This is a genomic window from Saccharothrix sp. 6-C, assembly GCF_016695385.1.
GTDB classification, from domain to species: domain Bacteria; phylum Actinomycetota; class Actinomycetes; order Mycobacteriales; family Pseudonocardiaceae; genus Actinosynnema; species Actinosynnema texasense.
This window is the reverse complement of sequence record NZ_CP064192.1, coordinates 3,897,421-3,918,980: the sequence shown is the minus strand read 5'-3', so window position 1 is coordinate 3,918,980 and position 21,560 is coordinate 3,897,421. Positions and strand designations below refer to the sequence as shown.

General features: G+C 73.0%; 20 protein-coding genes and 1 pseudogene. 12 read left to right on the top strand and 9 right to left on the bottom strand.

Going from position 1 to position 21,560, the window contains the following annotated elements; all coding sequences use genetic code 11:
* The first annotated feature begins 148 nt into the window (after positions 1-148).
* Positions 149-2,155, top strand: coding sequence for a neutral/alkaline ceramidase (locus IOD16_RS16815; protein ID WP_201440809.1), 2,007 nt, complete (start codon positions 149-151; stop codon positions 2,153-2,155).
* Here the strand turns inward: IOD16_RS16815 and IOD16_RS16810 are convergent.
* Positions 2,152-2,601 carry a DUF6098 family protein gene (locus tag IOD16_RS16810; RefSeq protein WP_201440808.1) on the bottom strand — a complete coding sequence of 150 codons (450 nt, stop codon included), beginning with the start codon at positions 2,599-2,601 and terminating at the stop codon, positions 2,152-2,154. The genes IOD16_RS16815 and IOD16_RS16810 overlap by 4 nt on opposite strands.
* A 60-nt stretch (positions 2,602-2,661) precedes the next feature.
* On the opposite strand from IOD16_RS16810, the gene IOD16_RS16805 reads away from it, so the two are divergent.
* Genes IOD16_RS16805 through IOD16_RS16795 form a run of 3 tightly spaced genes read left to right on the top strand, consistent with a single transcriptional unit; the run spans position 2,662 to position 6,238 of the window.
* On the top strand, positions 2,662-4,170 hold the full coding sequence (locus IOD16_RS16805; RefSeq protein ID WP_201440807.1) for an FAD-dependent oxidoreductase: 1,509 nt from the start codon (positions 2,662-2,664) through the stop codon (positions 4,168-4,170).
* Complete coding sequence (locus IOD16_RS16800; RefSeq protein WP_201440806.1) at positions 4,170-5,243, top strand: carboxylate-amine ligase; 1,074 nt, start codon at positions 4,170-4,172, stop codon at positions 5,241-5,243. Before IOD16_RS16805 ends, IOD16_RS16800 begins: the two co-directional genes overlap by 1 nt.
* Complete coding sequence (locus IOD16_RS16795; protein ID WP_201440805.1) at positions 5,240-6,238, top strand: iron-containing redox enzyme family protein; 999 nt, start codon at positions 5,240-5,242, stop codon at positions 6,236-6,238. The genes IOD16_RS16800 and IOD16_RS16795 overlap by 4 nt, the downstream gene beginning before the upstream one ends.
* Before the next feature lie 16 nt (positions 6,239-6,254).
* Here IOD16_RS16795 and IOD16_RS16790 read toward each other — a convergent pair whose 3' ends face one another.
* Together IOD16_RS16790 and IOD16_RS16785 are read right to left on the bottom strand one after the other, a co-directional pair.
* On the bottom strand, positions 6,255-6,446 hold the full coding sequence (locus tag IOD16_RS16790) for a CDGSH iron-sulfur domain-containing protein (RefSeq protein ID WP_123741612.1): 192 nt from the start codon (positions 6,444-6,446) through the stop codon (positions 6,255-6,257).
* Positions 6,430-7,077, bottom strand: coding sequence for a HemK2/MTQ2 family protein methyltransferase (locus IOD16_RS16785; RefSeq protein ID WP_201440804.1), 648 nt, complete (start codon positions 7,075-7,077; stop codon positions 6,430-6,432). Before IOD16_RS16785 ends, IOD16_RS16790 begins: the two co-directional genes overlap by 17 nt.
* 94 nt (positions 7,078-7,171) lie before the next feature.
* Between IOD16_RS16785 and IOD16_RS16780 the strand changes: the two genes are divergently transcribed.
* The 6 genes from IOD16_RS16780 to IOD16_RS16755 all read left to right on the top strand — a co-directional run bounded on the left by IOD16_RS16780 (position 7,172) and on the right by IOD16_RS16755 (position 13,451).
* On the top strand, positions 7,172-7,933 hold the full coding sequence (locus IOD16_RS16780; protein ID WP_236595038.1) for a lysophospholipase: 762 nt from the start codon (positions 7,172-7,174) through the stop codon (positions 7,931-7,933).
* Between the two features lie 122 nt (positions 7,934-8,055).
* Positions 8,056-8,505, top strand: a complete 450-nt coding sequence (locus IOD16_RS16775; RefSeq protein ID WP_236595037.1) for a hemerythrin domain-containing protein — start codon at positions 8,056-8,058, stop codon at positions 8,503-8,505.
* Positions 8,506-8,615: 110 nt separating this feature from the next.
* Positions 8,616-9,836 carry an endonuclease gene (locus tag IOD16_RS41505; protein ID WP_442978106.1) on the top strand — a complete coding sequence of 407 codons (1,221 nt, stop codon included), beginning with the start codon at positions 8,616-8,618 and terminating at the stop codon, positions 9,834-9,836.
* A 160-nt stretch (positions 9,837-9,996) separates the two neighbouring features.
* On the top strand, positions 9,997-10,872 hold the full coding sequence (locus tag IOD16_RS16765) for an LLM class flavin-dependent oxidoreductase (RefSeq protein ID WP_201440803.1): 876 nt from the start codon (positions 9,997-9,999) through the stop codon (positions 10,870-10,872).
* Between the two features lie 698 nt (positions 10,873-11,570).
* Entirely contained in the window at positions 11,571-12,818 is a 1,248-nt protein-coding gene (locus IOD16_RS16760; RefSeq protein ID WP_201440802.1) for a nucleotide sugar dehydrogenase, read from the top strand.
* 90 nt (positions 12,819-12,908) lie between these two features.
* Positions 12,909-13,451, top strand: coding sequence for an EF-hand domain-containing protein (locus tag IOD16_RS16755; RefSeq protein WP_328809470.1), 543 nt, complete (start codon positions 12,909-12,911; stop codon positions 13,449-13,451).
* Between the two features lie 55 nt (positions 13,452-13,506).
* Here IOD16_RS16755 and IOD16_RS16750 read toward each other — a convergent pair whose 3' ends face one another.
* From IOD16_RS16750 to IOD16_RS16725, 6 genes and pseudogenes are all read right to left on the bottom strand, one after another.
* Entirely contained in the window at positions 13,507-13,923 is a 417-nt protein-coding gene (locus IOD16_RS16750) for a DUF6917 domain-containing protein (RefSeq protein ID WP_246038289.1), read from the bottom strand.
* Positions 13,848-14,912 (bottom strand): annotated as a pseudogene (locus tag IOD16_RS16745) (Gfo/Idh/MocA family protein); the annotation flags it as partial. The pseudogene IOD16_RS16745 and the gene IOD16_RS16750, both read right to left, overlap by 76 nt.
* Positions 14,909-15,961, bottom strand: coding sequence for an Ldh family oxidoreductase (locus tag IOD16_RS16740; RefSeq protein ID WP_201440800.1), 1,053 nt, complete (start codon positions 15,959-15,961; stop codon positions 14,909-14,911). The gene IOD16_RS16740 and the pseudogene IOD16_RS16745, both read right to left, overlap by 4 nt.
* Positions 15,958-17,193, bottom strand: coding sequence for a M20/M25/M40 family metallo-hydrolase (locus IOD16_RS16735; RefSeq protein WP_201440799.1), 1,236 nt, complete (start codon positions 17,191-17,193; stop codon positions 15,958-15,960). Before IOD16_RS16735 ends, IOD16_RS16740 begins: the two co-directional genes overlap by 4 nt.
* Before the next feature lie 31 nt (positions 17,194-17,224).
* The gene (locus tag IOD16_RS16730) at positions 17,225-18,043 is read right to left on the bottom strand and encodes a sugar phosphate isomerase/epimerase family protein (protein ID WP_201440798.1); all 819 of its coding nucleotides are present in this window, start codon (positions 18,041-18,043) and stop codon (positions 17,225-17,227) included.
* Positions 18,033-19,055, bottom strand: a complete 1,023-nt coding sequence (locus IOD16_RS16725; RefSeq protein WP_236595035.1) for a Gfo/Idh/MocA family protein — start codon at positions 19,053-19,055, stop codon at positions 18,033-18,035. The genes IOD16_RS16730 and IOD16_RS16725 overlap by 11 nt, the downstream gene beginning before the upstream one ends.
* A 227-nt stretch (positions 19,056-19,282) precedes the next feature.
* On the opposite strand from IOD16_RS16725, the gene IOD16_RS16720 reads away from it, so the two are divergent.
* Both IOD16_RS16720 and IOD16_RS16715 read left to right on the top strand, forming a co-directional pair.
* Entirely contained in the window at positions 19,283-20,431 is a 1,149-nt protein-coding gene (locus IOD16_RS16720; protein ID WP_201440797.1) for a DegT/DnrJ/EryC1/StrS family aminotransferase, read from the top strand.
* Complete coding sequence (locus IOD16_RS16715) at positions 20,428-21,555, top strand: DegT/DnrJ/EryC1/StrS family aminotransferase (RefSeq protein ID WP_201440796.1); 1,128 nt, start codon at positions 20,428-20,430, stop codon at positions 21,553-21,555. Before IOD16_RS16720 ends, IOD16_RS16715 begins: the two co-directional genes overlap by 4 nt.
* Positions 21,556-21,560: the final 5 nt, after the last annotated feature.

The window sequence follows — 21,560 nt, the reverse complement described above, 5'->3', positions numbered from 1 at the left end:
GCACGACGCGGCCCGGCCGTCGTCCTCCCGCCGTCACGAGGGCGACTGTGCCGGGCGGGGGCTTGCCCGGGTGGGCCCGATCACCTACCGTCGAGTAAAGGTGAAGACGTTTCGCGTATGGCGAGCCGAATCGGGTCGGGGAGTGCGGATGCGGGTCTCACGACGGTCGTTGGCGGCAACGGCGCTGGTCGGCGCGCTGGTGGTGGTCGGGCTGCCGGTCGCGGACGCCGCGCCCACGCCCTACCTGGTCGGGAGGGGCATCTCCGACGTCACCGGTCCCGCCGCCGAGAACGGGATGATGGGCTACTCGGCGTTCGAGCAGAAGACCACCGGCATCCACCAGCGCCAGCGCTCCCGCGCGTACGTCGTGGTCGACCAGGCCACCGGCAAGCGCGTCGCGTACGTCAACGCGGACCTGGCGATGATGTTCCGGGCGGTGCAGGAAGCGGTCCTGGCCAAGCTCCAGGCCCGGTACGGCTCGCTCTACACCCGCGAGAACGTGCTGCTGTCCGCGACCCACACGCACGCGGGACCCGGCGGCTACTCGCACAACCTCGCCTACAACCTCTCGATCCTGGGCATGCAGCCGCAGACGCTCGCCGCGATCACCGACGGCATCACCGAGTCGGTCGTGCGGGCGCACGAGGACCTCAAGCCCGGCGAGCTGACCCTGGGGCGCGGCGAGCTGACCGACGCGAGCGTGAACCGCTCCCGGGTCGCGTTCGAGCGCAACCCCGACAAGGGCCACTTCCCGCGGGCGATCGACCCGGCCATGACGGTGCTGAAGTTCCGGCAGAACGGCGCGGACGTCGGCGCGATCAGCTGGTTCGCCACCCACAACACGTCGATGACCAACAAGAACACGCTGATCAGCCCGGACAACAAGGGTTACGCCTCCTACCAGTGGGAGCACGACGACCGGGGCGTGCGGTACCTGGAGGACCGGCCCGGTTTCGTCGCCGCGTTCCCCAACACCAACGCGGGCGACATGTCGCCGAACCTCAACCTGCGCCCCGGTTCCGGCCCGACCGAGGACGAGGTGGAGAACACCCGGATCATCGGCGAGCGCCAGAACCGCAAGGCGCAGCAGGTGTTCGCGGGCCCGCAGACACCGGTCACGGGCGCGGTGGACTACCGGATGCGGTTCGTGGACATGGCCGCGGTCACCGTGGACGGCCGGTACACCACCGACGGGAAGCCGGGCACGACGTGCCCCGGCGTGGTCGGCGCGTCCACCATGGCCGGCAGCGTCGAGGACGGACCGGCGATCCCCGGCTTCACCGAGGGCATGACCAGTCCGTGGAAGGCGTTGTTCGAGCCCCTGGACGTCGAGGTGCCGCAGTGGCTGCGGGACTGCCAGTACCCGAAGGCGTCGCTGGTGCCGACGGGCCTGGTGCAGGCCACGCCGAACGTGCTGCCGCTGCAGATCGTGAAGATCGGCCCGCTGCACCTGGTCGCCGTGCCGGGCGAGGTGACGATCGTGGCGGGCCTGCGGATCCGGCGCGCGGTGGCCGCCGAGGCGGGCGTGCCGCTGGAGAACGTGCTGGTGCAGGGCTACGCCAACGACTACAGCCAGTACGTGACCACGCCGGAGGAGTACGACCTGCAGCAGTACGAGGGCGGCTCGACGTTGTTCGGCCGCAACACCCTGCCCGCCTACCAGCAGGAGTTCGCGAAGCTCGCCGCGTCACTGCGCGCCGGCACGCCCCTCGCGCCGGGCGCGACGCCCGCCAAGCCGCCGTTCACCGAGATCAACCTCCAGACCGGGGTGGTGTTCGACGACAAGGCGCCGTGGCACTCCTTCGGCCAGGTGCTCACCCAACCCGCCGCCACCTACGCCCGCGGCCAGACCGCCACCGCCGTGTTCGTCACCGGGCACCCGAAGAACGACCTCCGCCGCAACGGCACGTTCCTCGAAGTCCAACGCCTGGTCGACGGCGCCTGGAGCCGGCACGCCGACGACGGCGACTGGTCCACCCGCTACCGCTGGCAGCGCGACGGCGTGGCCAACTCGAACGCCACGGTCACCTGGACGATCCCGGCCGACACCCCGCCCGGCACGTACCGGATCGTGCACCACGGCGACTGGAAGAGCGGCTGGACCGGCGCGATCACCCCGTTCACCGGGACGACCAGGACGTTCACCGTCGGCTAGGCCGGCGACGGACCCTCCCGGTCCAAGGGACCCCAGTTCGTGGCGGCGTGGTCGTCGACCAGGTGCTCGCACTCCGCGAGCACGTCGTCCGCGATCCACCCGATCGGGTGGCGACAGGTCACCAACGGCTCGTTGTCCGGGCCGCGACCGACCTCGGAGCCCTCCAGGATCCACGGTCGCGTGCCCGGCCCCCGGCGCTCCCGCAGGTGGCGGTAGTCGTGCAGGCGGCGGGCCACCCAGAGCCGCAGCGGCCGGTCGCCCCACCACGGCTCCACCGCGAGGGAGTTGGCGGACAGGCCGGGCAGCGGCACGCCGCTCAACCCGTCGCGGCTGCGCCGGTCGTTGTCCGCCTCCGGGCCCCGCGACCAGCGCACGTACAGCTCGCGCGCGGGCGTGCGGTCCTCGACCAAGGCGACCAGGTCGGTGAGATCGGCGAAGGTGCGCATGCGCCCGGGTTACCTCGTGGACGGAGGTTCGAACACGGAACCCCCGGGTACCAGCTAGACATGACGGAAGCGACCACGACCGCCCGCCACTCGCTGTGGTCCGAGGCGATCCCGCACGGCCGGTTCCCCGCGCTCACCGGCGAGACGGCGGTGGACGTGGCGGTGGTCGGCGGTGGCATCACCGGTGTCACCACGGCGTTGCTGCTCAAGCGCGCGGGCCTGCGGGTCGTGCTGGTGGAGGCCGACCGGGTCGGCAGCGGTGTCAGCGGCAACAACACCGCCAAGGTCACCGCCCTCCAGTCCACCGTGTACTCGACGATCGAACGCCGGCACGGGGTCGAGGCGGCGGCCGACTACGCCTCCGGCAACGTCGCCGCCGTCGAGCGGGTCGCCGCGCTGGTGTCCGAAGTGGGCATCGCCTGCGACCTGCGCCGGATGCCCGCCTACACGTTCGCGTTCGACCAGGGCGAGCTCGACGCGGTCGAGCGGGAGGCCGAAGCCGCCGCGCGGGCGGGGCTGCCCGTGGCGCGCGACCGCGGCGAGCTGATGGGCGTGCCGTTCCCGATCGCGGGCGCGGTGCGGCTGGACGACCAGCTGGCGATCGACCCGGTCAAGTACGTGCGAGGGCTGGCGGAGGCCGTGGACGGCGACGGGTCGCGGGTCTACGAGGCGAGCCGCGTGCTGCGCCTCGAGGACGGCACGCCGAGCCGGGTCCACACCGACCAGGGCACGGTCGTCGCCGAACGCGTGGTGATCGCCACGCACTACCCGATCCTGGACCGCGGCCTGTACTTCGCCCGGCTGGAGCCGATGAGGTCCTACTGCGCCGCGATCCGGTTGGCCTCGGGCGCACCGCCGACGGGCCTGGGCATCAGCGCGGGCAGCCCGTCCTGGTCGCTGGCGAGCTCCGGCGACCTGCTGATCGTCGCGGGACGCGGCCACGCCCCCGGCACGTCGCCGGGCGAGCCGTACGACGAGCTGACCAAGTTCGCCGCCGAGCGCTGGGACATCGCCGAGGTCACCCACCGCTGGTCCGCGCAGGACCCCACGTCCTACGACAACCTGCCGATGATCGGCCCCTACCTGCCCGGCTCGTCCACCCTGTACGGCGCGACCGGGTTCATGAAGTGGGGCCTGAGCAACGGCACCATGGCCGCGGAACTGCTGACCGACCTGATCGTCGGCCGGGAGAACCCGCTGGCGGCGCGGTTCAGCCCGCACCGGCTCACCCTGGGCGCCACGCCGAAGCTAGCGAAGATGAACGCGAAGGTGGCCGTCGACCTGGTCGGCGACCGGCTGAAGTCCGCCGAGGTCCAGTCGGTGGCGGACGTGCCGGTCGGCGAGGCGCGCGTGGTGCGCGACGGCACGGGCAAGGCCGGGGTCTACCGCGACGAGGCGGGCGGCGTGCACGGGGTGTCCCTGCGCTGCACGCACCTGGGCTGCCTGGTGCGGTTCAACTCCGCCGAGCGCAGTTGGGACTGCCCGTGCCACGGATCGCGGTTCGACGTGGACGGCGCCGTGCTGGAAGGCCCCGCGACCAAGCCGCTCCCGCGGCGTGACCCCGCCTGATGACGATCGGTGTCGAGGAGGAGTTCCTCCTCGTGGACCCGTCGACGCGTCGTCCCGTGGCCCGCGCGGTCGACGTGCTGGCCCGCGTGCGAGACCTGCCGCCCGGCGCGCGGGTCCACCGCGAGCTCAACGCCGCGCAGGTGGAGTTCTCCACCGGGGTGTGCGCGGACCTGGCCGAGCTGCGCGACCAGTTGACGGCCGGCCGGCGCGAGCTGGCCCACGCCGCCCACGCCGAGGGGTTATGGCTGGTCGCGTCGGGTTCACCGCCGTTGGCCGACCCTCGACCGGCGTTGAGCGCGGGGGAGAGGTTCGAGCGGATCGAGTCGATCTACCGCGGCCAGGTGGAGGCCTACCAGTGCTGCGGCTGTCACGTGCACGTCGGCGTGCCCGACCGGGAGACGGCCGTGCACGTGGTCGACCACCTGCGGCGGTGGCTGCCGACGCTGCTGGCGCTCGGCGGCAACTCGCCGTTCGACCGCGACCGCGACACCGGCTACGCGAGCTGGCGGATGATGGACCAGGCGCGGTTCCCCGGCTCGGGCGTGCCGCCGTTGTTCCGCACGGCCGCCGAGTACGACGCCCGGCTCGGCCGGCTGGTGGACTGCGGCGTCCTGGTGGACGCCGGTCAGACGTTCTGGCTGGCCAGGCCGTCGCCCCGGTACCCGACGGTCGAGGTGCGGGCCGCCGACGCCGCCGCCACGGTGGACGACGCCCTGCTGCAAGCGGGCCTGACCAGGGCGCTGGTCGACACGGCGCGCGCCGCCGGACCCGCGCCCGACCTGGACGAGCAGGTGCTGGCGGCGGCCGTGTGGTCGGCGGCCCGGCACGGGCTGTCCGGTCCGGGCGTCGACCCCGTCACCGCGCGCCAGGTCCCCGCCGTCGAGCTGGTGGAGGCGTTGCTGGAGCACGTGTCCGGGGCGCTGGGCGACGACCGCGACCTGGTGCACGCGCTGGTGCGCGACGTGCTCGACCGGGGGACGGGAGCGCAGCGGCAGCTGAGGGCGGGATCACCCGAGGACGCCGTGGAGCTGCTCGCGTGCACTCCCGCCGCAGCGGGTAGTCCACGGTCATGACCACTGTGGACCCCGTTGTCGACCGAGCGGTGCTGCCCGCGCCGCGCGGCCCCCTGTCCGCCGCCGTCCTGGACGCCCTGCGCGGCGAACCGCCGGCGGCCGGGCTGCCGTCGCACGTGCCGGCCGACCCGTACGGCGAAGACCTGCACCTGGCCCTGCACGTCTGCTACGAGCTGCACTACCAGGGCTTCGCGGGCGTGTCGGACGCCTGGGAGTGGGATCCGGGGTTGCTGGGCCTGCGCGCCCGGCTGGAACAGGTGTTCCTGGACGGGCTGCGCGCCGACGTGCCCGGTGGCGCGGACATCGAGGGCGTGCTGGACGAGCTGCTGGTCGAGCCGGTGGACGGCGTCGGCGTGAGCCACTTCCTCAAGGACGAGGGGGAGTGGTGGCACATGCGCGAGTACATGGTGTTGCGCTCGATCTACCACCTGAAGGAGGCGGACCCGCACGCGTGGGTGATCCCCCGCCTGCGCGGCACGGCGAAGGCGGCGCTGGTGGCCGTCGAGTTCGACGAGTTCGGCGGCGGCCGGGGCGACCGGATGCACTCACGGCTGTTCGCCGACCTGCTCGAAGGCGCCGGCCTGGACAGCGGCTACCTCCGGTACCTGGAGCACGCGCCCGCGGTCATGCTGGCCACGGTCAACCTGATGTCGATGTGCGGTCTGCACCGGTCGTTGCGCGGCTCACTGGTGGGGCACTTCGCCGCCGCCGAGATCACCACCGCGCCGAGCGCGACCCGCATGGCCAAGGCGTTGGAACGGCTGGACGCGCACCCCGCGTGCGTCGAGTTCTTCACCGAGCACATCGAGGCGGACGCGGTGCACGAGCAGGTGATGCGCCGGGACGTGATCGGCGACCTGCTGGCCCGCGAGCCCGAGCTGACCGAATCCGTGGTGTTCGGCGTGCAGGCCACCGAACTGCTCGAACAGCGGCTCGGCGACCACCTCCTGGGCGCGTGGGAAGAGGGGCAGACGGCGTTGCGCCTGCCCCTCTGACGTCCCGGCGGACCGGTCAGCGTCGTTTGCGGTGGCTCGTGTCGCACAGCGGGTAACGCTTGCTGCGGCGGCACGCGCACACCGCGACGACGAACCGGTCCGAGCACACCACCGTCCCGTCGTCCAGCCGCACCTCGACGGGGCCCTCCACCAGGACCGGGCCGCCGGGCACGACGGTCACCACCCTGGCCTCACGCGGCGTCGGCACGGATCACCACCAGTTCCTCGTGCTCCTGGCCGCGGGCGATGAACCCGCGCCGGGCCAACCACTCCGCCCGCCCGCGCATCACCGGCCCGAACGGCACCGTGCGGCGGGCCACCACGGACGCCTTCAACCCGCCGCCGCGCAACTGCCTCAGGGTGACCTCCGGGTCGCACAGCCCGGAGTGCACCACCAGCCCCATGCCCTTGTCCGCCAACAACAACGGCATCACCGCGCACAGCCGGTCGAGCACGGAACGGCCAGCCGGCCCGGCGTCCCAGGCCCGCGCGGCGCCCCGGTCCGGCACGCCGACGCTGGGCACGTACGGCGGGTTGGCCGTGACGACGTCGAACTCGTCGCGCCCGACCAGATCACCGAAGTCTCCGCGCCGCACGCGCACCCGCATCCCGCGCGACCGGGCGTTGACCCAGGTGGCCAGGAGCGCCCGTCTGCTCAGGTCCACCGCTGTGACCTCGGCCGCGCCGGCCAGGCCCGAGGCGACCGCGAGCGCGCCGGTGCCGGTGCAGACGTCCAGCACCCGGCCGCCTCGCGGGATGCCGGTCTCCCGCAACGCCTCGGCCATCAACCACGTGTCTTCTTGGGGCCGGTACACGCCCGGCGGCCTCATCAACCACATAGGACTGGTGGTTCCCGCCGGTTCGGCCGACAAACCGGAGGAGTGGACCGCGCCGAACGGGGAACCCCCTTATCCCGTGACGCAGGGAGGTCGGATGGGCGTGGTGGAGTCGACCCGCGCGGTGGCCGGTGAACAGGTGCTGGTGGCGTTGCTCGGCATCCCGCGGCTGCTGTCCCACCCGGCGTGGCAGGCCGTCGACCGCGACGAGGGCCGCGGTGTCGGCGTGCTGCTGGTGCCGGGTTTCGGCTTCGGCGACTGGAGCCTGCGGATGGCCGGGAGGTGGCTGCGCAACCGGGGTTACGCGCCGGCCGGCGCGCGGATCGGCATGAACGTGGGCTGCACGTCCGAGCTGGTCGACCGCCTCGAACGCAGGCTGGAGAAGCACGCGGAGGCGACCGGCGGCCCGGTGGTGCTGTTCGGGCAGAGCCGGGGCGGTGGTCTGGCCCGGCTGGTGTCGGTGCGCAGGCCGGAACTCGTGCGGGGGCTGGTCATGCTCGCCAGCCCGGTGCTGGACCAGCTCGGCGCGCACCCCAGCGTGATGCGGGTCGCGCGGAAGATGGCGCGGCTGTCGCGGGCGGGTGTTCCGGGACTGCTGAACGAGGACTGCTTCGCGGGCACGTGCTACGACACCAACTCCACCGCGATGGCGCAGCCGTTGGAGGTGCCCGCCATCGCCGTGTTCTCCCGCAACGACCTCATCGCGCCGTGGGAGCTGTGCGCCGACCCGTGCGCGGACTGCGTCGAGGTGACCAGCACGCACACCGGCATGGGGCTGGACCCCGAGGTGTTCCGCCTGCTGGCGCCGAGACTGGCCGCGTGGGCGCGGAGCAGTGAGCCGGTCGCGGCCCCGGGTTGATCCGCCGCGGGCAGCTCCGCCGCGGGCCCTCGCGGATCGGCGCGCCACCGGCCGTGGGAAGATCGACCGGAGGGTGCGATCCGGTCGGAGGTGAGCAGGTCATCGAGCCGTCGTCGCGCCTGGTGGCGTTCGGGAACCAGCTCGTGCAGGCGCACATCGCGCTGCGCGAGCGGCTGGCGGCGATGAGGGACGGCCTGACCGACGGCGCCGGGGTCGCCGACCTCCGGTCGCACTGCCTGTCCTTCTGCGCCGCGCTGGAGCGGCACCACACCGCCGAGGACGAGGGCGTGTTCCCCGTGCTGGCCCGGGAGCACCCGGAGCTGCGGCCGGTGCTGGACGAACTGGGCCGTGATCACCGGATCGTGTCGGACGCCCTGACCGCGCTGGCGGAGCTGGGCGACGTCGACCCCGTGGTGCTGGGGCACGAGCTGGACGGCGTGGCCGCGTTGGTGGAAACGCACTTCACGTACGAGGAGCGCAAGATCGCGGACGTGCTGTCGGCGTTGACCGGGCGGCTCGGGGAGGCCGACGCGGCGTTGATCACCCGCGCCACCACGGGATACGACGAGTGAGTGGCCTCAGTAGCTTCAGTGTGGCTTGAAAGACGACGCCGTCTCGTTTTGTTACGAATGTTCGGTGATCATTCACTCTGACGTGTGATCTTTCGTGCGATCCTGCCTGCGTGCGGCCACCCTGCGCCGCCGCACCCGGGAGGAGACACCCCATCGTGCGACTACGACCCCTGCTGAATCCCCTTGCCGTTGTCGTTTCTGTCATCGCCGTCGCAGCGGCCCTGCTGATCCCCACCGCTGCCGCCGGCGCCACGCCGATCACCGTCGCCCAGGCCGTCGGGCAGCAGAACGGCGCGTCCGCGACCGTGCGCGGCTACGTCGTCGGGCAGCCGACCGCCACCAGCACCGTGGTGCGGTCGGGCTTCCCGTCCGACTACGCGTTGGCGCTGGCCGACTCGCCGACCCAGACGAGCCCGAGCCAGATGCTGTACGTGCAGGTCACGTCCGCGTTCCGGGCCCAGTGGGGCCTGCGGACCAACCCCGGCCTGCTCGGCGCGCGGATCGACGTCACCGGCCCGTTGAGCGCGTACTTCTCGCACGCGGGCCTCACCTCGCCCACCGCGTTCGCCAACGCCGGCACCTCGCCGACGTCCACCACGACCCGGCCCACCACCACGTCCACCACGGCTCCGGGCGGCGGCTACGACGACACCTACTACCGCAACGCGCTCGGCAAGTCCGGCACGTCGTTGAAGACGGCGTTGAACGGGATCATCCGGACCAACACCAAGCTGTCCTACGACCAGGTGTGGGAGGCGTTGAAGGTCACCGACCAGGACCCGGGCAACAGCGCCAACGTGATCCTGCTCTACACCGGCCGCTCGCAGAGCAAGTCCACCAACGGCGGTGACCCGGACGACTGGAACCGCGAGCACGTCTGGGCCAAGTCGCACGGCGACTTCGGCACCGCGACCGGTCCGGGCACCGACATCCACCACCTGCGGCCGACGGACGTGTCGGTGAACGCGGAGCGGGGCAACAAGGACTTCGACCTGGGTGGTTCGGCGGTGGGCGAGGCGCCGGGCAACTACACCGACGCCGACTCGTGGGAGCCGCGCAACGCGGTGAAGGGTGACGTCGCGCGGATGTTGTTCTACATGGCGGTGCGGTACGAGGGCAACGACGGCTACCCGAACCTGGAGATGAACAACAACGTCAACAACGGCACCGCGCCGTACCACGGCCGGTTGTCGGTGCTGCTGCAGTGGAACGCGCAGGACCCGCCGGACGCGTTCGAGAAGCGCCGCAACCAGGTGATCTACGACAACTACCAGCACAACCGCAACCCGTTCGTCGACCACCCCGAGTGGGCGGCGTCGATCTGGGGCTAGGCACGCACCCGGACGCCCGGTCCCGACTCCTCGGTCGAGGGGTTCGGGGCCGGGCGTCCTGGCTTCGCGCCCGCGGGCAGGGATCACCCGATGCGGTGTTGACCGTGCACGCCGGCTCTGTTCGAATGAACGCGTCGCTTGTTCGGGCGGAGGGGGAGCAATGCGCGCCGGGATCACGATCCTGCCGGAGTACCGCTGGTCCGAGGCGAAGCCGCGGTGGCTGGCGGCGGAGGCATACGGGTTCGCCCACGCCTGGACGTTCGACCACCTCGGCTGGGGTCCGCTGGTCGACCACGCGTGGTTCGGCTCGGTGCCGACGTTGAGCGCGGCGGCGTTGGCCACCTCGCGGATCGGGCTGGGGTTCATGGTCGCGTCGCCGAACTTCCGCCACCCGGTGCCGTTCGCGCGGGACGTGCTGGCGTTGGACGACCTGTCGGACGGGCGGATCGCGGTCGGCATCGGCGCGGGCGGGATGGGCGGGTACGACGTGGAGGTGTTCGGCGGCACGACCGGGGTGGCGAGCCCGTCGCGTCGCTACGAGGAGTTCGTCGAGTTGCTGGACGCGTTGCTGACCGGGGAGCGGGTGGACTACTCCGGCGAGTACTACACGGCGGTGGCCGCCCGGAACGCGCCGGGCTGCGTGCAGCGGCCCCGCACCCCGTTCATCCTGGCCGCGAACGGGCCGAGGGGGCTGGCCCTGGCCGCGAAGCACGGCGAGGGGTGGGTGACCCTGGGCACGGCGCGGGATTCGCTCGACTCGTGGTGGACGTCGTTGGCCGAGCTGTCGGCGCGGTTCGACGAGGCGCTGGCCGCCCGGCCCGCGGGCCGGGCGCCGGTCCGGCGGTTCCTGCAGACCGACGCCGCGCCGGTGTTCTCGCTGTCGAGCGTCGAGTGCTACCGGGACTTCCTGGGGCGAGCGGACGAGTTGGGCTTCACCGATGTCCTGGCGCCGTGGCCGAGGGCGGAGGGTCCGTTCGCCGGCGACGAGTCGATCGTGGAGACCGTGGCCGCCGAGGTGTTGCCGACGTTGTCCTGACGGTCTGACGGCTGTCCCGACCGCTTGCGGTCCCGCACCCGTCGGCGGGCACTGTCCACCGTCGGCTCTTCGTCCCGGCCGTGCCGAGTCGGCGTCCCCCTGTGCGGTGGGCCCGGTTACCGGTTGTGACGCCATTGTGGACCGCGCCTCACCGGCTCTTCACTGTGCGTAGTTGATCCCTCGTGGTGCTTGAGGCGGTGCCGGGCCCCTCGGGGGCGACACGCCCGGGCGCTCGTCCGTGCGTGGTGCGCGCCTGCCGTGACCGTCATTGTGCGGGTTCGTCACCGCTTGCGTCTGACATTCCTCTTAACCGACCGGGAAGACCGGTGGGTGTCGCTCGAACTCGTGAATTCGGACGGTGGCCGGCTCACCGGCAACCACTCCCGTCGCGCGTTCGGTGACCATCCGGATGAACGTCCACCGAAGATCGCAACCTGCCCGAGTGGTGTTCGGTTCAGCCGCTGCTTCTTGCTCTGGGTGACTGTTAGCTTGCGAGCAGCGGTCACGTCCGGTGAGGAGGGACTGAGTGGAACGCTGGTTCGGCGCGGTGCCCGGCGCGTTCGCCGGGGCTGTCCCGCCGGCCGCTCCCGAAGGACGTGCACGTGCTCGTCGACCCGGGCACGCACGAGCCTCACCTCGCGACCTCCAGGGCCTGACCGCCGTGGTCGTCAACCCAAACCGATGTGGAAAGGGCGCACGTGTCCTTCGAGCTGGTCGTGGTCGGAGTCGGCTATGTGGGGCTGCCGCTGGCGGCGGCGGCCACCGCCGCGGGCATGGCGGTGGCGGGGTACGACATCGACCCGGACGTGGTGCGCACGCTGGCCGAGGGCCGTTCGCACGTGCTGGACGTGTCGCACACCGAGTTGCGGGCCATGCGCGCCAACGGTTTCACCCCCACCACCGACCCCGGCGTGATCGCGGGCGCCGACACCGTGGTGATCTGCGTGCCCACCGGTCTGGGGCCTGACGGGCGACCCGACCTCGGCGCGGTCCGCGCCGCCGCCGAGACCGTCTCGGACCACCTGCGGCCGGGCACCTTGGTGATCCTGGAGTCCACGAGCTTCCCCGGCACCACCGACGAGGTGCTGCGGCCGATCCTGGAGCGGCACGGCCTCGTGGCCGGCGAGGACTTCCCGCTCGGCTACTCGCCGGAGCGCATCGATCCGGGCAACCGCAGCTTCGGCATCCGCAACACGCCCAAGGTGGTCAGCGGCCACACCCCGTTGTGCGCCAAGCACTGCGCCACCTTCTACTGCCGGTTCGTCGACTCCGTCGTGGTGGCCCGCGGCACCCGTGAGGCGGAGATGGCGAAGCTGCTGGAGAACACCTACCGGTACGTGAACATCGCGCTGGTCAACGAGATCGCGGTGTTCTGCGACCAGCTCGGGGTCGACGTGTGGGACGTGCTGCACTGCGCGGCCACCAAGCCGTTCGGCTTCCAGCCGTTCACCCCCGGGCCGGGCGTCGGCGGCCACTGCATCCCCGTCGACCCCCGCTACCTGCTGGAGAAGGCCCGTCGCGAGGGCGCGCAGCTGGGCGTGGTGGAAGCGGCCCGGAGGGTCGACTCGGCGATGCCGTCCTACGTGGTCGAGCGGGCGGTGCGGCTGTTGGCCCGCTCGGGGGTGCCCGTCGACGGCGCGCGGGTGCTACTGCTGGGCGTGTCGTACAAGGCGGACGTGCCGGACACCCGGGAGTCCGCCGCGTTCCGGATCGCCGACGAGCTGAGGGCGCTCGGCGCGGTCGTGGCCTACCACGACCCGGTGGCCGGTGAGGTGCCCGCGCTCGGGCCGCCGGTCGCCGACCTGGACTCCGCGCTGCGCGCGAGCGACGCCACCGTGCTGCTCGTCGCGCACAGCGGTTACGACCTGGGCCGGTTGGCCAGGAACTCGCGGCGGCTGCTCGACGTCACGGGCAGCGTGCCGGGAGGGGAGGTCATGCGCCTTTGAGAGTCCCCTGACGGGGGAGCCGGTCCGCGGACCGGATCAGCACGTGGTTCCGCTGGAACCACCTCACCACACATTTTTAGGAGTGTCCGAATGGTCATGTCCACGGCGGTCAAGAGCGATCGGCTCAAGAAGCGCTTCGAGAAGTGGGACGTCAACGGCAACGGTCGCATCGAGAAGTCCGACTACGAGGCCGAGGCGCGGCGCATCATCGAGGCGTTCGGCGAGGACACCTCGTCGCCGCAGGCGCGCGCCCTGGTCGACGCCTACATCTCCATGTACGAGTTCCTGGCGGCGAAGGCCGGTGTGGGCGCGGACGGGGCGATGACCGAGGACCAGTTCCTCAGCGTGGTCGAGGCGCAGGTGTTCGCGGAGGGCGACGCCGGGTTCAACCGCGTGGTGCGGCCGACGGTCGCGGCGATGGTGGGCCTGTGCGACACCGACGGCGACGGCGAGGTGAACCCGTCGGAGTTCCGCAAGTGGCTGGAAGCCATCGGTGTCGACGCCTCGTCGGCGGTCGAGTCGTTCCGGACGATCGACACCACCGGCAACGGGACGTTGACCGTGGACGAGCTGGTGGCCGCGGTGCGCGCCTACCACTTCGGCACGCTGGACGTGCCGCTCCTCGGTCACTGACCTGATCCGCGCGACGGCGCCCCGGTGCGGGAAGCTCCGGGGCGCCGTCGTGGTTTCAGCGTGCGGGCACCGCCACGACCGCCGGGCTGAACAGGACGTCCATCTCGGGGCGCAGGCCGAGTTCCGGGCCGGTGCGCGGGGTCGGGCTGGTGATGAGGATGTTGTAGTGGTTCGGGTGGTGGCAGGCGTCGAAACCGAGCACGGAGCCGACGAACTCGCCGTCGCACCACACCTCGTCGCCGCGGTCGATCACGCCGGCGTTGACGATCTCCACGAACCCGAGGAACGCGACCCGGTCGATCCGCGCGCCCGCGGCCGTGTCCTCGTGGTCGGTCGTCACCAGCTCGTGCACCTCGCCCCGGCGCACGCAGCGGCTCGCGAACGGCTCCAGGCTCATCCCGCGGTCGTCGCGGCGGTGCACCAGCACCTTGACGACCCGGCCGCCGACCGCCCGCTTCTCGCCGTCCTCCACCATCAAACACCCTCTCGTCGGTACGCTTCGTCCACCAGGTCCAACGCGGCCAGCCCGCCGTCCCGCCACGCCGACCGCGCCGCCACGGCCGTCGCGAAGTCCCGCAGGACGCCCTCGTACTCGTGCCACAGCGAGCCCTTGAACTCCGCGTAGCCGGCGAGCAGGTCCGCGCCCAGCACGGTCCCGTCGGCCAGCCGCGCGGTCACGTCCTTCATCTCGCCGGGGTGCGACCAGTCCAGCTCCACCACCGCCGGCGCGGAACCGCGCACGTGCAGCACGGCCTGCCGGTCGATGCCCGCCACCCGCGTGACCCGCGCGGACTCCAGGGTCAGCTCGCCGAGGAACAACCGCGCCAGGTCCAGCGCGTTCGGCCCGTTGTCGGCCACGCAGCCGCCGCCGGACCGGGCCGGGTCGAGGTACCAGCGGTCCTCGCCGACGTGCTCCTCGATCCGCTCCAGGTAGCGCACGGTCAGCTCCACGATCGGCGCGGCGCCCGCGAGCTTGTCGCGCAGTGCCAGCACGTTCGCGTTGTACCGGCGGTGGAAGGCGGTGAACAGCGCCACGTCCCGCGCCCGCGCCGCCTCGGCCACCGCCAACCCGTCCCGCAGGGTCGTGGCCAACGGCTTCTCCACGCACACCGGAAGGCCGCGCTCGACGGCGTCCGCGGCGACGGCCGCGTGCACGTCGTTGGGCGCGGTCACCACCACCGCGTCCAACCCGCCCGCGTCGAGCATCTCCCGGTGCGACCGGAAGGCGGGCACGCGCCGCCCCGTCAACGTGCGCTCGTCGAGATCGCACACGGCGGCCAGCTCGAAGCGCGGCGAGGACTCGATCACGGCCAGGTAGAACCGCGAGATGACGCCCAACCCGACCACCCCCAGCCGGATCGCGGGCAACGCGCCCGCCGCCGGCCGACTCGGGTCCGGCCCGTCCGTCCGCGGTCCGCCCGCCCGTGACGCCGGTGGCCCGACCGCCTCCGACCCGCTCATCCGACGGCCCGCAGGGCCGGCGAGATCGAGCGCAGCTCCTCGTACAGCTCGTCCGGCACCGGAACGCCGTGGACCCGGCGCCACCGGGCGCGTTCGCCCTCGTGCCAGCCCGGGTAGCTCACCGGTTTGCGGGGGTCGATCGGCTTGGCGCCCGCCACCGCGCCGAACAACGCCGCCGCGTCCTCCCGGAACCCCGAGCGCAGCGCCGACGGCGCGAACACCAGCGCCGTCACGCCGATGTCGTCGTCCCGCGACACCGACGACAGCGGCCCCGTCGACGCGCCCGGCACGAGCGCCGCCAGCACCTCGACCAGCAGCCCCAGCCCGAAACCCTTGTACGCGCCCGTCTCGGTCGCCCCGCCCAGCCACAGCAGCCGCCCGTCACCCCGGTCGAACGCCGCCGGGTCGGTCACCGGTGTCCCGTCGTCCGCCGCCAGCCACCCCGGCGGGACCTGCTCGCCCGCGCGCGCCGCCGCCCGCACCCGGCCCGTCGGCACCACGGTCGTGCTCATGTCCAGCACGAACGGCGGCCGGTCGCCCGCCGGGCACGCCAACGCCAGCGGGTTCGTGCCGAGCAGCGGTTCCCGGCCGTCCGGCGCGGGGGCGATGCGCTGGCCGCCGCAGTTCGAGGCGATCAGCCCGACCATCCCGTGCGCCGCCGCCCGCGCCGCGTGGTACCCGGCGCAGCCGATGTGCGTCGCGCCGCGCAACGTCACCATCCCGATCCCGTACCGCGCCGCCCGCGCCGAGGCCAGCTCCACCGCCTGGGACGCCGACCACAGCCCGAGCGCCCGGCGCGCGTCGGCCAGCACGGACGCGCCGAGGTCGGCGACCACCGCCATGTCGGCCGTCGGCTCCGTGCGCCCGGAGTCGAACAGCGGCAGGTACAGCCGGGTCAGGTTGACCACCCCGTGCGTGCTCATCCCGGTCAGGTCGCCGTGGCACAGCGCCTCCGCGGCGACCGCCGCCCGGTCCGGCGGCACGCCCCGCGCACGGAAGACACCGGTGACGGTGTCGAGCAGGGTCGGGTAGGGCACCAGGACGGTCATGTTCCTCCGTTCCGCGCGAACTTCACGACGATGTCCCGCACCGCGTCGGCGAACCGGTCGAGGTCGGCGACGTCGGCGTGCTCGCCGCGCGCGTGGGCGTTGTTGGCCTCCAGCGACCCGGGGCCGAGGACGGCGGTGTGCGCGCCCGGCACGTCGGCCAGCCAGATCGCGTCACAGGTGAACGCGGGCTCGTGCGCGGGCCAGCGCGGCACGATGCCGTCCAGCAGCGGCACGTCCTGCGGCGGGAGGGCGGGCAGCCCGCGCTTGCGCCACACCAACCGGGTGATCAGGGCCGCGTCGACGGCGGTGCGTTGGAACGGCGGCACTCCCCGGAAGCGGGCGGTGAACTCGGCCAGCCCTTCCCTCAGCGCGGCGTCCAGCGCCACGGCCAGCACCCGCGCGGACGCCGTGCTGCCGTAGGAGAGGTTCAGCAGCAGCTCGCCGCCGCCGTACACGCGGTTGTGCATCCGGCCCGTGTGCAGCCCGGCCACGCACACCCGCCCGTCCGGCACCCGGCCGGCCAGGGCGCCCGCCAGGTGCTGGGCGAGGAACCCGAGCAGCACGGTCGCGTTGTGCCCGGCCTGCGGCTGGTCGTCGACCGCGTCCTCGCCGCGCACCTGCACGCACGCCGTCATCGCGGCCGTCGAGCGGGGCAGGTAGCGCATGCCGGTGGGCTCGCAGAACACGTTCAGGCCGCCGTGGTAGCCGGCCTCGACCAGCGGACGGGTGCCGAACACGCCCATCGCGCCGCCCTCCTCGCCGGACACCGCCTGGATCAGCACGCTCACGTCCCGCCCCACCGCCGGTTCGGCCATCGTGGCGCGGACACCGGCCAGCAGCGCCACCGCCGGTCCTTTCGCGTCGATCGCGCCGCGGCCGTGGAACCGGACGCCGTCGAACCCGGCCGGCTCGAACGGCGCGACCGTGTCCAGGTGCACGTTGAACATCACCACCGGCTCGGCGTGGCCGACCCGCAGCACCAGGTTCGGTTGCCCGGCCAGGAAGCCCGGGTCCTCGGCGATGGCCTCCCGCACGACGGCGGGCACGTCGTGGCGCAGCACGTCGGCCTCCCGCGCCGGTCCCAGGTGCACGGTGCGCATGCCGAAGGACTCGGCCGCCTCCGAGTACGCGTGCACCGCGTCCCACAGGCGCACCTCGTCGGTGGTCTCCAACGGACCCGCGGTCGGCAGCGCGAGCAGCCGCAACAGCAGGTCGCGGTCCTCACCGATCACCGCACGGCTCCGCTCGCCGCCCAGTCTCCGATCACCGCACCAGCCCGGCCATCGCCCGGCCGGCCGCCACGAACGCGGGTGAGGCGTCCGGGGCGAGCGCGCCCGACTCGTGCGGGCGCAGCGACACGTGCGGCTCCAACGACCACGCGCCCCGGTAACCGCGGGCGCGCAGCAGCTCGACGCAGTCGGCCACCCGCGCGTCACCCGAACCGGGCAGCACGAACCGGTCACCCGACGCGTCCTTCACGTGCACGTGCTCGACGTGCGCGACCACCTCGCGCAGCATCGCGTACCCGTCGTAGCCGTGCGCGACGCCGTTGCCGGTGTCGAACAGCAGCCTCAACGCCGGGTTGTCCACCGCGTCGAGCAGGTCCAGCGCGCGCTCCGCGCTCGTGCCCGCCCACCCGGAGCAGTTCTCGTGCAGCAGCACGACCCCGGCCGCGCCGGCGAGCTCGGCGAGCATGGACACCCGCATGATCACCCGGTCGCGCCACCGCCGCTCGGACAGGCCCGCGTTCGGGTACGACATGATCCGCACGTACCGGGTGCCCAGCGCGGCGCAGCGGCGCAGCAGCACGTCCAGCTCGGCCAGGTCGTCCTCGAACGGCGTGCTGATCGGCCGGGCCCACCCCCCGATCCGGGAGGCCAGGCACACCACCCGGACCTGCCGCGCCGCCAGCTCCTTCGCCACCACCGCGAACTCGCCGTCGTCCAAGTCCGCCACCGCCCGCCCGTCCACGGTGCGCAGCTCCAGGTGCGACCAGCCCAGCTCGGCGAGCACCGCCAACTGGCCCGCCAAGTCCGGCGCGGCCTCGTCGGCGATGCCCGCCAGCACCGGCTCAGCGGACATGCGCGGCCACCGGGCCGGGCGACGCCTCGCCGCGCGCGGCGGGGATCACCGGCTCGGCGCAGATGTTCTTGGCCACCGACAGCAGCTGCACCACGTCCGTGGCGAACGCGAACCCCCGCGCGTGCTGGTCGCCCGCCGCGTGGAACAGCCGGTAGGCGCGCAGCACCCACTCGGTGAGCGAGTCGTCCCGCAGCACCTCGTGCTCGCGCCGCCCGTTGAGCGTGACGGTGAGCTGGGCGTGGTCGTCGTCGTCGCTGACCGCGTAGTGGCCGACCGCGCTGCCCTTCTCGAACTCCACCGTGATCCGGCGCTCCCGCACCGGCGAGGTGAGGTCCGAGCTGATCTCCGTGCGCACACCGCTGTTGTGCCGCAGGCCGATCCGCGCGCCGCCCATCCGCGGCACGACCACGTCGCCCACGGTGAGGTCGAACCCGGCCGCGTGCGTGACCCGCGCGCTGCCCGCGAGCCGCAGCGCGAGGGCCACGCCGTGCGGCAGCTCCACGTCGAACGCGGTCAGGTGGCTGGGCCTGGTCAACGAGCGGCGGAAGCGCGGTTTGTTCTGCACGATGGAGACGGACTTCGGCTCGCCGAGCGTGCCGCCGCGCACCAGCTCCATCAGCCGCACCGTGAGCGAGCTGGTCAGCCACGGCTCGACCACCGCGATCCGCAGCCCGTGCTTGCGGCGCAGCCGGATCACCCGGGCCAGGTCGTCGGCGTCGGCGGCGAGCGGCTTCTCCGCGATCACGTTGCGGAAACCGCGCTCGGCGAGCTCGGCCATCACCTCGGCGCGCACGGACGGCGGCGTGCAGACGTGCGCCACCGTGTCGCCCGGGTCGAGCAGGGTGGCGGCCTCGGCCAGGCTGCCCACCATCGACACGCCAGGCCGTTCCGGGGGCAGCCGCCGGGGGTCGCACGCCACGATCGGCCGGTCGTCGAACAGCTGTCGGACCGAGGTCCGCGCCCTGGCCAGCACCGGCAGGTGCAGGTCCGCACCGGCTCGGCCCAGTCCCACGACGAGTGTGCGCACTATTGAGCCCCGTCTTGTCTCGTCCGGTCGGGAATGAGCGATGTCAGCTCGCAATTGACCGCCCCGACGTTGTCCCAATCGCGAAGGTCTGTCAACTCCGGGGCGGCGGGTTGACCAGGAAGAGTGAACTGGCCGGTGGTCGGCCGCCAGTGCGGTGACCTGCCATACGCTCACCCCCGGAAGCGGTGACCGCGGAGGTGAGTGCGCTGACCGTGCCATTCTTCACGCAATCGGCGACATTTTCCGGATTGTGGCCGATAACGCGACGGCACATTGTTGAAGTCATCCAGAACGGCAAGTACTCGCACGGGCGGAAAGTGCTGGAACTGGAACGGGCGCTGGCCGCGTACACCGGGGCCGCGCACGTGGTGGGGGTGAACAGCGGCACCGACGCGCTCGTGCTGCTGCTGCGGGCGTGCGGGCTGCGCCCCGGCGACGAGGTGGTCGTGCCCGCGTTCTCGTTCATCGCGTCGGCGTCCTCGGTGGTGCTCGCGGGCGGCGAACCGGTGTTCGCCGACATCGAGCCGGACGGCTACGGCCTCGACCCGGCGTCGGTCGCCGCCGTCGCCGGCCCGCGCGCCCGGTTCGTCATGCCGGTGCACCTGTTCCACCACCTCGCCGACCTGACGGGCCTGGCGGAGGTGGCGCGCGGGCTGGGCCTGACGGTGGTGGAGGACAGCGCCGAGGCGATCGGCATGCGCCACAACGGGGCGCACGCGGGCCTGCTCGGCGCCGGGGGAGTGCTGTCGTTCTTCCCGACCAAGACCCTCGGCGCGCTCGGCGACGCGGGCGCGGTGATCACCAACGACCCGGTGGTCGCCGAGACGGTGGGCGCGCTGCGCCACCACGGCCGGTTCGGCCGCACGATCGACAACTTCCCCGGCATCTCCACCGGCACCGGCGCGGTCGGGGTGAACAGCAAGATGGACGACGTCCAGGCCGCCGTGCTGCTGGCCAAGCTGGACCGGCTCGAAGCGGACATCCGCCGCCGCGCGGTGCTGGCCCGCCGCTACGCCGACGGCCTGGCCGGCGTGCCGGGGGTGCGGAAGCTGCCGTCCGTGCTGCCCCGGCGCGCGAGCGTGCGCGGGGTGTTCTACGTGTACGTGGTCGAGGTCGACCGGCGCGACGAGCTGGCCGCGCACCTGGCCGGGCAGGGCATCGGCACGGAGACCTACTACCCGACGCCGCTGCACCTGCAACCGTGCTTCGCCCACCTCGGCCACCGGCCCGGCGACTTCCCGCACGCGGAGGCGGCCTCCCGCCGGACCCTCGCGCTGCCGCTGTACCCGGACCTGCCGCTGGGCGACGTCGACCGGGTGTGCGCCGCGATCCGCTCCTTCTACCTCGGAGAGCGCGCGTGAGCATCCCGTTCTTCCCGCCGGACCTGTTCGACGGCGACCTGCTGCTGGAGGTGGTCCGGGAGGTCGGGCTCGCGCCGGACCAGCGCTTCATCCTCGGCTCGCGCACCGCGCGGTTCGAGGAGGTGCTGCGCGACGACCTCGGCGTCGCCGACGCGGTGGCGTGCGGCAGCGGCACCTCGGCGTTGACGCTGGTGCTGCACGCGATGGGCGTGGGGCCGGGCGACGAGGTGATCGTGCCCGCGTACGGGTGCGCGCCGCTGGCGTCCGCGCCGTCGACCCTGGGCGCGACGCCGGTCTTCGCCGACGTGGACCCGTGGACGATGGTGGTCGACCCGGCCGAGGTGGACAAGCTCGTCACCGAGCGCACCAAGGTGATCATGCCCGCGCACGTGTTCTCGGTGATGGCGGACATGCCCGCGTTGCGGCGGATCGCCACCGAGGCGGGCGTGCGGCTGCTGGAGGACTCCGCCGTGGGCCAGGGCGGGGTGCTCGCCGGCCGCGCGGCCGGGACGTGGGGCGACGCGGGCGTGTTCTCGTTCGTCCAGGTCAAGACGTTCGGCATGCCCGGCGAAGGCGGGATGGTCGTCACCGGCGACCCGGCGCTGGCCCGCGAGGTGCGGATGCTGCGCAACCACGGCCAGGACGGCGTGCACCGGTTCCGGCACCACCGGATCGGCCACAACAGCCGCTTCGACGAGGTGATGGCCGCCTTCCAGCTGCGCCGCTTCGCCACGCTGCCCGACCGGCTCGAACGGCGGGCGCGCATCGGCGAGTACTACACCTCGCGGTTCGCCGCCCTGGCCGGCCGCGGCGTGCTCGCCCCTCCGCCGGGGCGGGACGGGCGCTGCTTCTACGTCTACTCGCTGCTGGCCGACCGGCGGGACGCGCTGCGCGACCACCTGACCGCCCACGGCATCGGCTCGCACGTCTACTACCAGGCGCCGCTGCCGCGCCAGCCCGCGTTCGCCGGGCACGCCCAGCCGGGCCGCGACTGGCCCGCCGCGGCGTCCGCCGCACGACGCCAACTGGCCATCCCCATCCACCCCCACCTGACCGACGCGCAGGTGGAACACATCGCCGACGAGGTGTGCCGGTTCGCGGCCACGTCCGGCGCACACGGCTGAGGAGA

Coding starts and splice junctions, on each gene's coding strand:
- IOD16_RS16815 (WP_201440809.1), top strand. CDS start 149: ATGCGGGTCTCACGACGGTCGTTGGCGGCAACGGCGCTGGTCGGCGCG.
- IOD16_RS16810 (WP_201440808.1), bottom strand. CDS start 2,601: ATGCGCACCTTCGCCGATCTCACCGACCTGGTCGCCTTGGTCGAGGAC.
- IOD16_RS16805 (WP_201440807.1), top strand. CDS start 2,662: ATGACGGAAGCGACCACGACCGCCCGCCACTCGCTGTGGTCCGAGGCG.
- IOD16_RS16800 (WP_201440806.1), top strand. CDS start 4,170: ATGACGATCGGTGTCGAGGAGGAGTTCCTCCTCGTGGACCCGTCGACG.
- IOD16_RS16795 (WP_201440805.1), top strand. CDS start 5,240: ATGACCACTGTGGACCCCGTTGTCGACCGAGCGGTGCTGCCCGCGCCG.
- IOD16_RS16785 (WP_201440804.1), bottom strand. CDS start 7,077: ATGTGGTTGATGAGGCCGCCGGGCGTGTACCGGCCCCAAGAAGACACG.
- IOD16_RS16780 (WP_236595038.1), top strand. CDS start 7,172: ATGGGCGTGGTGGAGTCGACCCGCGCGGTGGCCGGTGAACAGGTGCTG.
- IOD16_RS16765 (WP_201440803.1), top strand. CDS start 9,997: ATGCGCGCCGGGATCACGATCCTGCCGGAGTACCGCTGGTCCGAGGCG.
- IOD16_RS16755 (WP_328809470.1), top strand. CDS start 12,909: ATGGTCATGTCCACGGCGGTCAAGAGCGATCGGCTCAAGAAGCGCTTC.
- IOD16_RS16740 (WP_201440800.1), bottom strand. CDS start 15,961: ATGACCGTCCTGGTGCCCTACCCGACCCTGCTCGACACCGTCACCGGT.
- IOD16_RS16730 (WP_201440798.1), bottom strand. CDS start 18,043: ATGTCCGCTGAGCCGGTGCTGGCGGGCATCGCCGACGAGGCCGCGCCG.